Source organism: Frankia sp. Mgl5 (assembly GCF_023242985.1).
In the GTDB taxonomy this organism is placed as follows: domain Bacteria; phylum Actinomycetota; class Actinomycetes; order Frankiales; family Frankiaceae; genus Parafrankia; species Parafrankia soli.
This window is the reverse complement of sequence record NZ_JALKFY010000009.1, coordinates 27399-42901: the sequence shown is the minus strand read 5'-3', so window position 1 is coordinate 42901 and position 15503 is coordinate 27399. Positions and strand designations below refer to the sequence as shown.

Below are 15503 nucleotides of genomic sequence, written 5' to 3'. Positions count from 1 at the left end.
TGGAATGATCCGCGGAGCGCATCCATTCTGATCGGCGTGACCGCCGTGTGCCCTCGACGGAACAAGGATGTGGCCCGCGGGGTTCCCCTGCGCGGAGCCGGGCACCGCCGGTGCGGGCATGTCGGCCCGGGCGTGTAGCGTCGGTCGTGTTCGAACGCGCGTTTGATCCGGTGCCGCTGCGGAGCCGGGCCCGGGGCGCGGCGCCTGCCCGCGGGGCCGCGTAACGGGCCGCAAATCCGTCCGTAGCATGCCTGCCGCAGGCCGCGACAGTTGTCACCCACACCTGATGTCACCCAAACCTGATGTCACCCAAACCTGACTGTCACCTGTATCCGACTGTCACCCACACCCGACCGAAGACCACGAGGGACCTGACGATGGCTGACCGTCTTGTCGTCCGCGGAGCACGTGAGCACAACCTTCGTGACGTCGATCTCGACCTGCCCAGGGACGGCCTGGTGGTCTTCACCGGGCTGTCGGGCTCGGGCAAGTCGAGCCTCGCCTTCGACACGATCTTCGCCGAGGGGCAGCGCCGGTACGTCGAGTCGCTTTCGGCCTACGCCCGCCAGTTCCTCGGCCAGATGGACAAGCCGGACGTCGACTTCATCGAGGGCCTGTCACCCGCGGTCTCGATCGACCAGAAGTCGACCTCGCGCAACCCGCGCTCGACGGTGGGCACGATCACCGAGGTCTACGACTACCTGCGGCTGCTGTATGCGCGGGTCGGCCACCCGCACTGCCCGAAGTGCGGCCGCCCGATCGCCCGGCAGACCCCGCAGCAGATCGTCGACCGGCTCCTGGAGCTCCCCGAGGGCACCCGCTTCCAGGTCCTGGCGCCGGTCGTCCGTGGCCGCAAGGGCGAGTACGCCGACCTCTTCGCCGAGCTGCAGAGCTCCGGCTTCGCCCGGGTCCGGGTGGACGGCACCGTCGTCGCTCTCACCGAGCGCCCCAAGCTCGAGAAGCAGCGCAAGCACACGATCGAGGTCGTGGTCGACCGGCTCGCGGTGAAGGAGTCGGCCAAGCGCCGCCTCACCGACTCGATCGAGACGGCGCTCAAGCTCGGCAGCGGCCTGGTGCTGCTCGACTTCGTCGACCGGGATCCGGCCGACCCCGACCGGGAGCGGATGTACTCCGAGCACCTGGCCTGCATGTACGACGACCTCTCCTTCGAGGAGATGGAGCCGAGGTCGTTCTCGTTCAACTCGCCCTTCGGGGCCTGCCAGGAGTGTTCGGGTCTGGGAACCCGCAAGGAGGTTGACCCCGACCTCGTCGTGCCCGACCCGACGCTCTCGCTCGCCGAGGGCGCGATCCAACCGTGGGCCGGCGGGCACAACAAGGAGTACTTCGAGCGGCTGCTGACGGCGCTCAGCGAGGACCTCAGCTTTCGGATGGACACCCCGTGGGAGGGGCTGCCGGAGCGCGCCCGCAAGGCGATCCTGCACGGCAGCGGCGAGACCGAGATCCACGTCGGCTACACGAACCGCTACGGCCGCAAGCGCTCCTACTACACGTCCTTCGAAGGCGTGATGGCCTTCCTGCGCCGCCGCCACTCGGACGCCGAGTCCGACAGCAGCCGCGAGCGCTACGAGGGCTACATGCGCGACGTGCCCTGCCCGGCGTGCCGGGGCGCCCGGCTCAAACCGGAGTCGCTGGCCGTCACGCTCGGCGGCCGCTCCATCGCCGAGGTCTCCGGGATGTCGATCGGGGAGTGCGCGGCATTCCTGCGCGGCGTCGAGCTCAGCGAGCGGGAGCAGGCCATCGCCGGGCGGGTCCTCAAGGAGATCGACGCACGGCTCGCCTTCCTGCTGGACGTCGGCCTCGACTACCTGTCCCTGAACCGTTCCGCCGGCACGCTCGCCGGTGGGGAGGCCCAGCGGATCCGCCTCGCCACCCAGATCGGCTCGGGGCTGGTCGGCGTGCTCTACGTGCTCGACGAGCCGTCGATCGGCCTCCACCAGCGGGACAACCGCCGTCTCATCCAGACCCTCGTCCGGCTGCGCGATCTCGGCAACACGCTGATCGTCGTGGAACACGACGAGGACACGATCCGTGCCGCGGACTGGGTGGTGGACATCGGCCCCGGCGCCGGTGAGCACGGCGGCCGGGTGGTCGTCTCCGGCCCGGTCGAGGAGCTGCTGAGCAGCGAGGAGTCGATGACCGGCGCCTACCTCTCCGGTCGGCGGCAGATCCCGGTGCCCGACATCCGCCGCGCGCCGACGAAGTCGCGCTCACTGACCGTGCACGGCGCCCGGGAGCACAACCTCCGGGACGTGACGGTGTCGTTCCCGCTCGGCTGCCTGGTGGCGGTCACCGGCGTCTCCGGCTCGGGCAAGTCGACGCTGGTCAACGACATCCTCGCCAGCGTGCTCGCGAACCATCTCAACGGCGCGCGCGAGGTGCCGGGCCGGCACCGCACGGTGTCCGGCCTCGAGCACCTCGACAAGGCGGTGCGGGTCGACCAGTCACCGATCGGCCGGACCCCGCGGTCCAACCCGGCGACGTACACGGGCGTGTTCGACCACATCCGCCGGCTGTTCGCGGAGACGACCGAGGCGAAGGTCCACGGGTACCTGCCGGGCCGGTTCTCGTTCAACGTCAAGGGCGGCCGGTGCGAGGCCTGCTCCGGCGACGGCACCATCAAGATCGAGATGAACTTCCTGCCGGACGTCTACGTCCCGTGCGAGGTCTGCGCGGGCGCCCGGTACAACCGGGAGACGCTGGAGGTGCACTTCAAGGGCCGCAACATCGCCGAGGTGCTCGACATGCCGATCGAGGAGGCCGCCGAGTTCTTCGCGGCGGTCCCGGCGATCGCCCGGCACCTGCGCACGCTCAACGACGTCGGCCTCGGCTACGTCCGGCTGGGCCAGTCGGCGCCCACCCTCTCCGGCGGTGAGGCGCAGCGGGTGAAGCTCGCCTCGGAGCTGCAGCGACGTTCCACCGGGCGGACCGTCTACGTGCTGGACGAGCCCACCACCGGCCTGCACTTCGAGGACATCCGGAAACTGCTCGGCGTGCTCGGCCGGCTCGTCGACGCCGGCAACACGGTGATCGTCATCGAGCACAACCTCGACGTCATCAAGACCGCCGACTGGATCATCGACATGGGCCCGGAGGGCGGGACGGGCGGCGGGCGGGTGGTCGCCGAGGGAGCTCCCGAGACGGTCGCCGCGGTGCCCGAGAGCCACACCGGCGCCTTCCTGCGGGAGATCCTCGGCGATCGGGTCGACGCCCGTCCGAAGTCACGGCCGAAGCTCGCCGGCGCGGCCGCGCTGTGACGGCGTGCGGCCGTGCCCGGTCAGGTCCGGAGGAGTCAGGTCTGGAGGAGGTCGTCGAGGACGGCGTCCAGAGCGACCTCGGGGTGCTCCTCGCCGGCGGGCACGACCCGCTCGGTGCGTTCGAGGAAGCGGCGGACGGGCGCGGCGTCCAGGACGACCACCGACCGGCGCTCGCCGTCGGCCAGCTCGAGGCGGATGCCGTCCCGGGTCGGCTCGGGCGTGATGCGGACGTCCCCGTCGCCGACGGGTGCCGGGCCGTCCAGGCCGGCCCGCAGCGCGTCCCGGGGAGCCACCCAGTGGCCCTGCGGGAGCGCGGGATGATCCGGCCGGGAGACGAGTACCAGCGCGACCGCCAGCGGGTCACAGCTGCGCCAGGTGATCTGCAGAACGGTGATCCTGCCGCGGCTGGGGGCGTCGTCAACGACGAACTCCGTCGTGACGTCCTCCACCTGCACGCGTCGGCTCCCTCGGCCCGATCTCCCCGGTTCAACTGCCTCGCAGGTTTACACCGTCGCAGCAGTTCGCTCGTGACGCCACCCGAGTGGACGCGCTTCAGCATACGGCGACCGGGCGCTGACCGAAGGCGGACGGGAGATCGGCCCGGCGACAAATTGGCCACACGGCGCCGTCCGGGCCCTGGTAGCGGCCCGTCGGTGGGTGCCGGCCCGCCCGGACGGGCCGGTCGGCGGGCCTTCCGCGCGGGCGCCGCCGGCCGCCCGGCGCTCCTCGGGAGCGGCGCCGGCGCACGGCCGGAATCGGCGAGCGACGGGGGCCCTCGACAGCATGGAAGCTCAGCGTGATGAAATAGCTACGTGCAGGCACTGCTCAGGCCGGATGACGGTCGCCGTAGGCTCGGCTCATGGCTGATCCGGCGTCCTACCGGCCCCCGCCGGGCTCGATCCCCGAGACCCCGGGCGTGTATCGCTTCCGCGACGAACATGGCCGGGTCATTTACGTGGGCAAGGCCAAGAGTCTGCGCGCCCGGCTGGCCAACTACTTCGCCGACATCCACACGCTGCACCCCCGGACCCAGCACATGGTCACCACGGCCGGTTCCGTGGAGTGGACCGTGGTGTCCACCGAGGTCGAGGCGCTCCAGCTCGAGTACACCTGGATCAAGGAGTTCGATCCGCGCTTCAACGTCCGCTACCGCGATGACAAGAGCTATCCGAGTCTCGCGGTGACGCTGTACGAGGAGTTCCCGCGGCTCCAGGTGATGCGTGGGCCCAAGCGGCGCGGCGTGCGCTACTTCGGCCCCTACGCGCACGCGTGGGCCATCAGGGAGACCCTGGACCTGCTGCTGCGGGTCTTCCCCGCGCGCACCTGCAGCTCCGGGGTCTTCAAGCGGGCTGGCCAGGTGGGCCGTCCCTGCCTGCTCGGGTACATCGACCGCTGCTCGGCCCCCTGCGTCGGGCGGGTCGATGCCGACGCCCACCGCCAGATCGTCGACGACTTCTGCGACTTCATGTCCGGGCAGACCGGCCGCTACCTGCGCCGGCTCGAGCGCGAGATGCGGGCCGCGGCCGAGGCGCAGGAGTACGAGCGCGCCGCGCGGCTGCGTGACGACATCGGGGCGCTGCGCCGCGCGGTCGAGAAGCAGGCCGTCGTCCTGCCCGACGGCACCGACGCCGACGTGATCGCCTTCGCCCAGGACGAGCTGGAGGCCGCGGTCCAGATCTTCTACGTGCGCGGCGGTCGGGTCCGCGGCCAGCGGGGCTGGGTCGTCGACAAGCTCGAGGACGTCACCACCGCCGACCTCGTCGAACAGTTCCTGACCCAGGAGTACCTCGACGGCGTGCGCCCGGCCGGCACCGCTGGCACCGCTGATACCCCCGGCACCGCTGATACCTCCGGCACCGCCGATACCGCCGACCCGGCGCCGGCCGCGCAGATCCCCCGCGAGATCCTCGTGCCCGAGCTGCCGCCGGACGCCGAGGCCGTCGCCGAGCTCCTCGAACGGGCCCGTGGGGCCCGCGTCGACCTGCGCGTCCCCCGCCGGGGGGACAAACGCACCCTGATGGAGACCGTCGAACGCAACGCAAAGCAGGCGTTCACCCTGCACCGGACGAAGCGCGCCGGCGACCTCACCGCGCGCAGCCGCGCGCTGGCCGACCTCCAGGAGGCGCTGGAGCTCCCTGACGCCCCGCTGCGGATCGAGTGCTTCGACGTGTCGAACACCCAGGGCACCGACGTCGTGGCCAGCATGGTGGTCTTCGAGGACGGACTGCCCCGCAAGTCGGAGTACCGCCGGTTCTCCATCCGCGGGGTCGACGGCCAGGACGACGTGGCGAGCATGCGCGAGACCGTCCACCGGCGCTTCTCCCGTTATCTGGCGGAGCGGGCCCGCACCGGCGAGCTCGAGGAGTACCCGGGCGCCCCCACCGGCGACGACGAGGCTCCCGAGACCGGCCGGCCCCGGCGGTTCGCCTACCCGCCCAACCTCGTCGTCGTCGACGGCGGGCCGCCGCAGGTCGCCGCCGCCGCGCGCGCGCTCGACGAGCTCGGCATCGAGTCCGGGCCCGGCGGGGTGGCACTGTGCGGGCTGGCCAAGCGCCTGGAGGAGGTCTGGCTGCCCGACCAGGACGAGCCGGTGATCCTCCCGCGGACGAGCGAGTCCCTCTACCTGCTCCAGCGGGTGCGGGACGAGGCGCACCGGTTCGCGATCACCTACCACCGGCAGAAGCGGTCGACGTCGATGGTCGCCTCGGCGCTCGACGACGTCCCGGGGCTCGGGGAGACTCGGCGCAAGGCGCTGCTGCGGCACTTCGGCTCGGTGGCGAAGGTGCGGGCCGCGGGCGCCGAGGAGATCGCGCAGGTGCCGGGCATCGGCCCGCGCACGGCGGAGGCGATCGTCGCCGCTCTGGCGCGGTCGGCCCCGGGCACGGAAGCGGCGCCGGCGCCCGCCGTCGACCCGCTGACCGGTGAGATCATCGACTCGGCGGGGGTGACCCGGTGACAGCGGCGACGCTCGACCTCGCGATCATCACGGGGCTGTCCGGCGCCGGCCGCAGCACGGCGGCTAAGTGCCTCGAGGACCTCGGCTGGTTCGTCGTCGACAACCTGCCCCCGGCGCTGCTGTCGACGATGGCCGAGCTCGGGCACCGTTCCGGCGGGGCGGTGAGCCGGATCGCCGTCGTCGTCGACGTGCGCGGGCGGGCGTTCTTCTCCGACCTGCGCGCGGCGGTGGAGGCTCTGGACTCGCGCGGCATGCACCCGCGGATGCTCTTCCTGGAAGCGTCCGACGACGCGCTGGTGCGCCGCTTCGACCATGTCCGCCGCCCGCACCCGCTGCAGGGCGACGAGCGGGTCGTGGACGGCATCAACCGGGAGCGGACGCTGCTCGCGGAGTTGCGCGGCGAGGCCGACCTCGTCCTCGACACGACCGACCTCAACGTGCACGAGCTGAGGGCCAAGATCGACGCCGCCTTCGGCCAGCCGCGCGCCAACCGGCTCAACGCCACCGTGATCTCGTTCGGCTACAAGTACGGCCTGCCGCTGGACGCCGACCTCGTCGCCGACTGCAGGTTCCTGCCCAACCCGCACTGGGTCGAGGCGTTGCGCCCCTACACGGGGCGGGACTCGCAGGTCCGTGATTACGTGCTGGCGCAGCCCGGCGCGACGGAGTTCGTCGACCAGTACACGGCGTTGCTCAGGCTGGTCGGTGAGGGGTACGTGCGGGAGGGCAAGCGGTACCTGACCCTGGCGGTGGGCTGTACCGGGGGCAAGCACCGCAGCGTCGCCGTCGCCGAGCAGCTCGGGGCCCGGCTCGCCGCCGACGGCGTCGGCGTCCGGGTCGTGCACCGGGATCTGGGCCGCGAGTGACCGCCGACGCTCCCGCGATCGTCGCGTTCGGCGGCGGGCACGGCCTGGCCGTGTCGCTGGCCGCGCTGCGCCGGATCACCCGCCACCTGACCGCGGTGGTTACCGTGGGTGACGATGGTGGTTCGTCGGGCCGGCTGCGCGCCGAGCTCGGCGCCCTGCCCATGGGCGACCTGCGGATGGCCCTCGCCGCGCTGGCCGGCGCCGACGAGTGGTCCCAGACGTGGGCCGACCTCTTCCAGTACCGGTTCGGCGGCGGCGGGGCGCTCGCCGGCCACGCGGTCGGCAACCTCGTGCTGACGGCGCTGGCGGAGCGTGCGGGCTCCCCGGTGGCCGCGCTCGACCTGGCGGCGTCGCTGCTCGGCGTCGACGGCCGGGTGCTGCCACTGTCATGCGCCGGCATCGACATCGTCGCGGATGTGACCGGCCTCGACCCGAACCGGGCCGGGGAGTCCGCGGAGGTCCGCGGCCAGGCGGCCGTCGCGACGACCCCCGGCCGGGTGGCCGGGGTACGCCTGGCCCCGGCGGAGCCGGCGGCCTGCGGTGCCGCCCTCGCGGCCGCCGCCGCCGCTGACTGGATCGTCCTCGGTCCGGGCTCGCTCTACACGAGCGTGCTGCCGCACCTGCTCGTGCCTGACATGCGCGCGGCGATCACGGGCGCCGACGCCCGCAGGGTGATGGTGCTCAACCTCGTGGCGCAGCCGGGCGAGACGGCCGGCTACACCCCCGAAGCCCACCTGCACGCCCTGGCCACGCACGTCCCGGGGCTGCGCCTCGACGTGGTGATCGCGGACCCGGCCGCGGTCGGCGACCCGGACCCGCTGGCCCGCGCGGCCGCGGACCTGGGCGCCCGGCTCCACCTCGCACCCGTGCGGGTTCCCGGTGAACCCGCGCTGCACGACCCCGAACGTCTCGCGGCCGCGTTCCGCGCCGTCTTCGCGCAGGACGGCGCCGTGGCGGTGCCGTCGGCGGCCCGTCCGATGGACGGCCAGCGGGCCTGGCCTGGCCGGCAGCCGGGAGCGGCCTGTGCCGACTCCTCGGGTGTCGGGTGCTCATCCACCGGTGGCTCCGGCCACCGGATCCCCTCCGGCGAATGCAAGGAGTGATCGGTGTGGCGGCGATGACGGCCACCGTCAAGGACGAACTGAGCAGGCTGCGAGTGGCCAAGCCCTGTTGCCGGCGGGCCGAGATGGCGGCGATGCTGCGGTTCGCCGGCGGCCTGCACATCGTCGGCGGCCGCATCGTGGTGGAGGCCGAGCTCGACACCGGCGCCACCGCGCGCCGGCTGCGGCGTGAGATCGCCGAGGTCTTCGGCTTCCCGTCGTCGGTGGCCGTGCTCGCGGCCGGCGGCCTGCGGCGGTCGGTGCGCTACATCGTCCGCGTCGAGCGGGACGGGGAACAGCTCGCCCGGTCGACGGGCCTGCTCGACCAGCGCGGCCGGCCGGTGCGCGGCCTGCCGCCGCAGGTGGTGACCGGTTCGGCGTGCGACGCGGCGGCGGCCTGGCGGGGCGCGTTCCTCGCACACGGCTCGCTGACCGAGCCCGGCCGGTCCTGCTCGATGGAGGTCACCTCGCCCGGCCCGGAGGCGGCACTGGCGCTGGTCGGCGCCGCCCGGCGGATGGGCGTGCAGGCCAAGAGCCGGGACGTCCGCGGCGTCGACCGCGTGGTCGTCCGGGACGGCGACGCCATCGGCGCCCTGCTGACCAAGATCGGTGCGCATGACAGCCTGATGGCCTGGGAGGAGCGGCGGATGCGCCGCGAGGTCCGGGCCACGGCGAACCGGCTGGCGAACTTCGACGACGCGAACCTGCGCCGCTCGGCGCGCGCCGCGGTGGCCGCCGGAGCGCGGGTGCAGGCGGCGATGCGCATCCTCGGGGACGACGCCCCCGACCACCTGCTCGCGGCCGGGCGCCTGCGCCTGGAGCACGCGCAGGCGTCGCTGGAGGAGCTCGGCGCGCTCGCGGACCCGCCGCTCACCAAGGACGCCGTCGCCGGGCGGATCCGCCGGCTCCTCGCGCTGGCGGACAAACGGGCCAACGCGCTGGGCATCCCCAACACCGAGGCGAGTGTGTCGCCGGAGCTGTTCGAGAACGCCTGAGCACGCAATCGCTACCACGGACGGGGCACAGCGAGAGACCCGGCACGCGGCGTGGCCGTGGAAGCCCATGGGATAGGGTGATTGTCGAAACGGCGAGGCATTCAACCAAATGCCGAGTGTGCCGGGTCGCTCGGTGTGAGGAGACCGACATGGATCGGTTCGGATTCCCGCCGATGATGTCCCGACTCGCTAGGCTCCTGGCACACGACGGCACACGAGCATAGGGGAGTCCTGGACGTGGCTACGCGGGTGGGTGTCAACGGCTTCGGGCGAATCGGTCGTAACTTCTGGCGGGCGCTCGCAGCCAGCCGGCGTAGTGATCTGGAGATCGTCGCCGTCAACGACCTGACGGACAACAAGACGCTCGCGCACCTGCTGAAGTACGACACGACTCTGGGCACACTGCCCGAGTCGGTCTCTGTCGGCGAGGACGGCATCCGCGTCGGCGACAGCACGATCAAGGTGCTCGCGGAGCGTGACCCGGCCGCCCTGCCCTGGGCTGACCTGGGCGTCGACGTGGTGATCGAGTCGACCGGCCGCTTCACCACGGCCGAGACGGCCGGCAAGCACCTGACCGCCGGGGCGAAGAAGGTCATCATCTCGGCGCCGGCCAAGGGCGAGGACCTCACGGTCGTCATGGGCGTGAACGACGACGTCTACGACCCGGCGAAGCACCATATCCTCTCGAACGCTTCCTGCACGACGAACTGTGTCGCGCCATTGGCGAAGGTTCTCGACGAGGCGTTCGGTATCGAGCGTGGTCTGATGACCACGATCCACGCTTACACCAATGACCAGGTCATCCTTGACTTCCCGCATTCCGACCTGCGTCGGGCGCGGGCGGCGGCGCAGAACATCATTCCCACCACCACCGGTGCCGCGAAGGCGACCGCTCTCGTGCTCCCGCACCTCAAGGGCAAGCTCGACGGCATCGCGATGCGTGTTCCGGTCCTTGACGGCTCGGTCACCGACCTTGTCGTGAACCTGGCCCGTCCCGCTTCGAAGGACGAGATCAACGCCGCGTACAAGGCGGCGGCGGAAGGCCCGCTGAAGGGCTACCTCGTCTACACGGAGGACCCGATCGTGTCCTCCGACATCGTGGGCACCCCGGCGTCGTGCACCTTCGACTCGCTGCTCACGATGTCCAGCGGCAGCCAGGTGAAGGTCGTCGGCTGGTACGACAACGAGTGGGGTTACTCCAACCGGCTCGTCGACCTGACCGGGCTCGTCGCCGCCCGGATCTGACACCGGCGAACCGGCCCGTCCATCGCACCTTCGCCCACCCCGGAGCAGCCCAGCGTGAGGACGATCGACGACCTGCAGGTCACCGGTCACCGCGTACTTGTCCGCAGTGATCTCAACGTGCCCCTGGACCATTCCAAGGGCGCGCCGCGCATCACCGACGACGGCCGGGTGCGCGCGAGCGTGCCGACCATCCAGGCCCTTCTGGACCGGAACGCGAAGGTGATCGTCTGCTCACATCTGGGACGTCCCAAGGGGGCCCCGGAGGAGAAGTACTCCCTCGCCCCGGTCGCCGAGCGGCTCGCCGAGCTGCTCGGCATCCCGGTGGCGTTCGCCGGGGACGGCGGCGGCGACATCGCCGGTGACCGGGCCCGGGAGGTGGTCGGGCAGCTCGCCGAGGGCCAGGTGGCCCTGCTGGAGAACCTGCGCTTCCACCCGGGCGAGACCAGCAAGGACACCGTCGCCCGCGCGACCTTCGCCGACGAGCTCTCGGCGCTCGCCGAGTTCTACGTCGGCGACGCGTTCGGCGCGGTGCACCGGGCCCACGCGAGCGTGTCGGAGGTGCCCAAGCGCCTCCCGCACGCCGCCGGCCGGCTGGTGCTGACCGAGCTCGAGGTGCTGCGGGCGCTGACCGCGGCGCCGGCCCGGCCGTACGCCGTCGTGCTCGGCGGGTCGAAGGTGTCGGACAAGCTCGGCGTCATCCGGGCCCTGCTGCCGAAGGTGGACGCGCTCCTCGTCGGCGGCGGCATGTGCTTCACCTTCCTGGCGGCCCTCGGGCACCCGGTCGGCGCCTCGCTCCTGGAGAGCGAGATGATCGACACCTGCAAGGACCTGCTGGCCGAGGCCGGTGACCGGCTCGTGCTGCCCACCGACGTGGTGGTCGCCGACCGGTTCGCCGCCGACGCGGAGACCGCCGTCGTCGCCGCCGACGCGATCCCGGACGGCTGGCTCGGCCTCGACATCGGGCCGGCATCCACCGCCGCGTTCGCGCGCGTGGCCGCCGGTGCGGCGACGATCTTCTGGAACGGCCCGATGGGCGTGTTCGAGTTCGCGCCGTTCGCGGAGGGTACCCGCGGGGTCGCCGAGGCGGTCGCGGCCGGCGGCGGCTTCTCGGTCGTCGGTGGCGGCGACTCGGCCGCCGCGGTGCGCACCCTCGGCATCCCGGAGGACGACTTCAGCCACATCTCCACCGGCGGCGGCGCGAGCCTGGAGTACCTGGAGGGCAAGACGCTCCCGGGCCTCGCCGCGCTCGACGTCTGAGCACCACCGAGTCTGATCTCCACACTTTCACCGAGGAAGGGAAGCAGGGACGTGGCGAAGGGGGCACCCGCCCGCGGGTCGGCCGGAACCGGCCGGCGGACGCTGGTCGCCGGCAACTGGAAGATGAACCTCAACCACCTCGAGGCCATCGCGCTGGTGCAGAAGGTCGCCTTCGACCTCAAGCCCGCCGAGCTCGAGCGGGTCGAGGTCGTCTTCCTGCCGCCGTTCACCGACCTGCGCAGCGTCCAGACGCTGATCGACGGCGACAAGCTCGCCGTCGGCTACGGCGGCCAGGATCTCTCCCCGCACGGCTCGGGCGCCTACACCGGCGACATCAGCGGGCCGATGCTGGCCAGGCTCGGCTGCTCGTACGTCGTCGTCGGGCACTCCGAGCGGCGCACGTACCACCACGAGGACGACGCGCTGGTCGCCTCGAAGGTCCTGGCGGCCTACAAACACGGCATCACGCCGATCCTGTGTGTCGGCGAGCACGAGGACATCCGCGCCGCGGGAACCCACGTCGAACACGTCCTGGCGCAGCTCGAGGGCTCGCTGGCCGGGGTGAGCGCGGAGCAGGCGGCCACGCTCGTCGTCGCCTACGAGCCGGTCTGGGCGATCGGTACCGGGCGCACCGCCTCCGCCCAGGACGCGCAGGACATGTGCGCCGCCGTCCGCGGCCAGCTGACGAAGCTGTACGGCGAGCCGATCGCGGCCGGCATCCGGGTCCTCTACGGCGGCTCGGTGAAGGCCGCCAACGCGGCCGAGCTGTTCACCATGCCCGACGTGGACGGCGGTCTGGTCGGCGGTGCGAGCCTGGTCGCCGAGGAGTTCGTCGGCATCATCCGCAGCGGTCCGGCGGCGTAGCGGGGGCTGTCCGCCACCGGTGCGCGCCCGCGGCCGGCCGCGCACGAGCCGTCCCGGGGTGTGCCACATCGGCGACCGGGGCGGCGTCATGTACGTTTGCACGATCGTCGAGTAGCCCGATCGGGTGCGACGATACGGGCCCACCACACGTTGCTGGAAAGGCGGAGGAGGTGCGTAGGACGGTGGCGAGGCTCCGCTGGGAGGCTCGACCCGGCCACCGGGTCGCCTGCCACGTCCCCGAGGAGCGGGAGCTGGTCTAGATGACGGTCGGTCTGTCGATCGCCCTGATTGTCGCGAGTGTGCTGCTGGTGCTGCTGGTGTTGCTGCACCGGGCCAAGGGCGGCGGTCTGTCGACACTGTTCGGGGGCGGTGTCTCCTCGTCACTGGGGGGATCGTCCGTGGTCGAGAAGAATCTCGACCGCCTCACCGTCGCGGTGGCCCTCTTGTGGATCACCTGCATTATCGGTCTCGGTCTGCTCCTGAAGAATTGAACGCCTCTCCGGGGCGGCGGCTCGGTCATGCCCGAGGGATCGCCGCCCTGCTCACCGCCCTCCTGACCACGGTCGCACTGCTCACTGTCGCGGGATGCAGCGGCGAGTCGGACCCGACACCGGGCCCGATGGCGGCGAGCCCGACCACGCCGCCGACGACCGCCTACCCGCTCGAGAAGCCCGGCGGCACGCTGCGCCTGCTGACCGGGCGGATGCCCACCGGCGACCCCGGGTGGGCCGACGAGCCGGGGGAGCGGGCGTTCGCCCGGCTGGTGACCCGCCAGCTCTACAGCTACCCCGCCGACGCCGACACCGCCAGGTCGACGATCCCGCGCCCCGACCTCGCGGCCGGCGCCCCCGTGGTGACCATGGGCGGCACCGTCTACACCGTGCGGCTGCGCTCGGCGGCCCGGTGGAACACCCCGAACCAGCGCCGGATCACCGCGACGGACGTCGCCCGCGGCCTCAAGCGGATGTGCGCGCCGCCGTCGCCCTCCCCGCTGCGCGGGTACTACGCGGCGACGGTCGTCGGCTTCGCCGAGTACTGCGCCGAGCTCGCCGCGGCGCCGGTGGCCGACGCCCCCGCGCTGATCGAGAGCGGCACCGTCCCCGGGATCGAGGTCATCGGCGACGACACCCTCGCCTTCCACCTGATCAAGCCGGTCAACGACTTCGTGGACGTCCTGGCCCTGCCGGCCAGCTCGCCGGTGCCGCTGGAGGCCCTGGCCTACCCGCCGGACTCCCAGCAGTACCTCGACAACCTGATCTCCGACGGGCCGTACCGGTTCGTGTCGGAGCCCGGCGGTGGCTACCGGCTGTCCCGCAACCCGGCCTGGAGCGGCTCCTCGGACGGCATCCGGCGGGCGCTGCCCGACCACATCACCGTCACCGACGGGCTCGACCCGGCGACCATCACGGCGCGCATCGAGGCCGGTGACGCGGACATGGCCCTGGGTGGCGACATCCCCGCCGACGACCTGGCCCGACTGGTCGAGAGTGCCGACAAGAAGCTCGTGGTCGCTCCGACCGGCCCGGTCGTCGTCCTCGTCGTCGGACTCAACGGGCCGTCCGCGGCGGCCCTGCGCGACCAGCAGGCCCGGGAGGCGCTGGCCTACTGCATCGACCGAACGGCGGTGGCCGCCGCGCTGGGCGGCCCCACGCTCGCCACGGCGACGGCCCAGCTCCTGCAGTCGCCGATGACCGGCTACGAGACGTACAGCCCCTTCCCGGCCGGGGACGGCTCCGGGGACTCACGGCGCTGCGCCGACGGCCTCGCGAACAACCCGGGCGGGAGGGTGACGGCGCTGTCCCTGCTGACCACGGACAGCGCCACCGACACGGCGGTGGCCGAGGCGCTGCGCGCCGCGTTCGCCCGCGCCGGAATCCGCCTCGACCTGCGCATCCGCACCGGCGCGCAGTACACGGCGGCCGCGTCGAGCCCGGGCGGGCAGTTCTGGGACCTCGCCCTGACCACGATCACCCCGGACTGGTTCGGCGACGCCGGTCGCACCGTCTACGAGCCGCTGCTGGACGAGGCCTGGGTGGGCGCCCGGCCGGCTGACGGCGGCTACCGCCGTCCGGACCTCCTCGCCCGCTACGAGTCCGCCGTGACGGCCTCCTCCGAGGACGACGCCGCCACGGACTGGGCCGGGCTGGAGCGAACGGTGCTGAACGACGCCGCGGTCGTGCCCCTCGCGGTCACCCACACGTCGCGGCTGCGTAGCTCGGCGGTACAGGCGTTCACGATCGTGCCGTCGCTGGGAACCGCCGATCCCACAGCGGTTTCGCTCGGTCCCTGAGGGTCTCCGGACCGGCGGCGGGGACCAGCCGCACACCCGTGAGGGGGCCCCTAGGGGCCCCCTCACGCATTAGGAAGCCCCGGTGAGGGTGGTCGGTGCAACCCGTGGTGGACCTCCCGGCCTACACTCCGGAACAGACGTGCTCGACAAGTGCCGGGGGGTGCTGAGGACGTCTACGGTGGCGGTTCGGACGTGGGTGGTCCGGCCGCGGGGGGCCGACCGCCGAGCTACCACCCATGGGACGAGACGAAGGAGCACGCGGGCCGTGGCAGGTGGCAACGCCATCCGGGGGAGCCGGGTCGGGGCAGGGCCGATGGGGGAGGCCGAGCGGGGCGAGACCGCCCCTCGGCAGCGGATTTCCTTCTGGTGCGCCAACGAGCACGAGACGAAACCGGCCTTCGCGGCCGACGCCTCCATCCCGGACACGTGGGACTGTCCGAGCTGCGGCTTCCCGGCCGGGCGGGACCGTGAGAACACGCCGGCCCCGCCGAAGACGGAGCCGTACAAGACGCACCTCGCCTACGTGCGGGAGCGTCGCAACGAGAAGGACGGCGAGGCGATCCTGGCCGAGGCGCTGGCGAAGCTGCGGGGCGCGCCGGTCAACTGACCGGCGCCCCCCCCGGCCCCCGGCCCGCCGAGGCCCCCCCCCGCGGGT

Annotated in this window: 12 protein-coding genes; 11 read left to right on the top strand and 1 reads right to left on the bottom strand. The window is 72.6% G+C overall.

From position 1 onward, the window contains the following. The first annotated feature begins 377 nt into the window (after positions 1-377). Positions 378-3275 (top strand): excinuclease ABC subunit UvrA, encoded by a 2898-nt coding sequence (uvrA, locus tag MXD62_RS06630; protein WP_248828537.1) that lies wholly within the window; start codon positions 378-380, stop codon positions 3273-3275. 35 nt (positions 3276-3310) lie between these two features. Here uvrA and MXD62_RS06625 read toward each other — a convergent pair whose 3' ends face one another. Next, entirely contained in the window at positions 3311-3730 is a 420-nt protein-coding gene (locus MXD62_RS06625) for an SsgA family sporulation/cell division regulator (RefSeq protein ID WP_020459662.1), read from the bottom strand. Positions 3731-4134: 404 nt separating this feature from the next. Here MXD62_RS06625 and uvrC point away from each other — a divergent pair, with 404 nt between their 5' ends. The 10 genes from uvrC (at position 4135) to MXD62_RS06575 (ending at position 15455) form a co-directional block, all read left to right on the top strand. Further along, positions 4135-6231, top strand: coding sequence for an excinuclease ABC subunit UvrC (gene uvrC / locus MXD62_RS06620; RefSeq protein WP_248828536.1), 2097 nt, complete (start codon positions 4135-4137; stop codon positions 6229-6231). Then, positions 6228-7097, top strand: a complete 870-nt coding sequence (rapZ, locus tag MXD62_RS06615) for an RNase adapter RapZ (protein ID WP_020459664.1) — start codon at positions 6228-6230, stop codon at positions 7095-7097. Before uvrC ends, rapZ begins: the two co-directional genes overlap by 4 nt. Continuing rightward, positions 7094-8200 (top strand): uridine diphosphate-N-acetylglucosamine-binding protein YvcK, encoded by a 1107-nt coding sequence (gene yvcK / locus MXD62_RS06610; protein ID WP_248828535.1) that lies wholly within the window; start codon positions 7094-7096, stop codon positions 8198-8200. The genes rapZ and yvcK overlap by 4 nt, the downstream gene beginning before the upstream one ends. A 5-nt stretch (positions 8201-8205) precedes the next feature. Further along, complete coding sequence (gene whiA, locus MXD62_RS06605) at positions 8206-9192, top strand: DNA-binding protein WhiA (RefSeq protein ID WP_041255728.1); 987 nt, start codon at positions 8206-8208, stop codon at positions 9190-9192. Between the two features lie 237 nt (positions 9193-9429). Continuing rightward, the gene (gene gap, locus MXD62_RS06600; protein ID WP_020459667.1) at positions 9430-10437 is read left to right on the top strand and encodes a type I glyceraldehyde-3-phosphate dehydrogenase; all 1008 of its coding nucleotides are present in this window, start codon (positions 9430-9432) and stop codon (positions 10435-10437) included. Positions 10438-10491: 54 nt separating this feature from the next. Further along, positions 10492-11694 carry a phosphoglycerate kinase gene (pgk, locus tag MXD62_RS06595; RefSeq protein WP_248828534.1) on the top strand — a complete coding sequence of 401 codons (1203 nt, stop codon included), beginning with the start codon at positions 10492-10494 and terminating at the stop codon, positions 11692-11694. 51 nt (positions 11695-11745) lie between these two features. Next, a complete protein-coding gene (gene tpiA / locus MXD62_RS06590) occupies positions 11746-12558 on the top strand; it encodes a triose-phosphate isomerase (RefSeq protein ID WP_248828533.1) in 813 nt (270 codons plus the stop codon). Between the two features lie 260 nt (positions 12559-12818). Further along, entirely contained in the window at positions 12819-13049 is a 231-nt protein-coding gene (gene secG / locus MXD62_RS06585) for a preprotein translocase subunit SecG (protein WP_018503306.1), read from the top strand. Beyond that, positions 13046-14848 carry an ABC transporter substrate-binding protein gene (locus tag MXD62_RS06580; RefSeq protein WP_248828532.1) on the top strand — a complete coding sequence of 601 codons (1803 nt, stop codon included), beginning with the start codon at positions 13046-13048 and terminating at the stop codon, positions 14846-14848. The genes secG and MXD62_RS06580 overlap by 4 nt, the downstream gene beginning before the upstream one ends. Positions 14849-15113: 265 nt before the next feature. After that, positions 15114-15455, top strand: a complete 342-nt coding sequence (locus tag MXD62_RS06575; RefSeq protein WP_020572567.1) for an RNA polymerase-binding protein RbpA — start codon at positions 15114-15116, stop codon at positions 15453-15455. The last annotated feature ends 48 nt before the right edge of the window (positions 15456-15503 follow it).

Coding starts and splice junctions, on each gene's coding strand:
- secG (WP_018503306.1), top strand. CDS start 12,819: ATGACGGTCGGTCTGTCGATCGCCCTGATTGTCGCGAGTGTGCTGCTG.
- uvrC (WP_248828536.1), top strand. CDS start 4,135: ATGGCTGATCCGGCGTCCTACCGGCCCCCGCCGGGCTCGATCCCCGAG.
- uvrA (WP_248828537.1), top strand. CDS start 378: ATGGCTGACCGTCTTGTCGTCCGCGGAGCACGTGAGCACAACCTTCGT.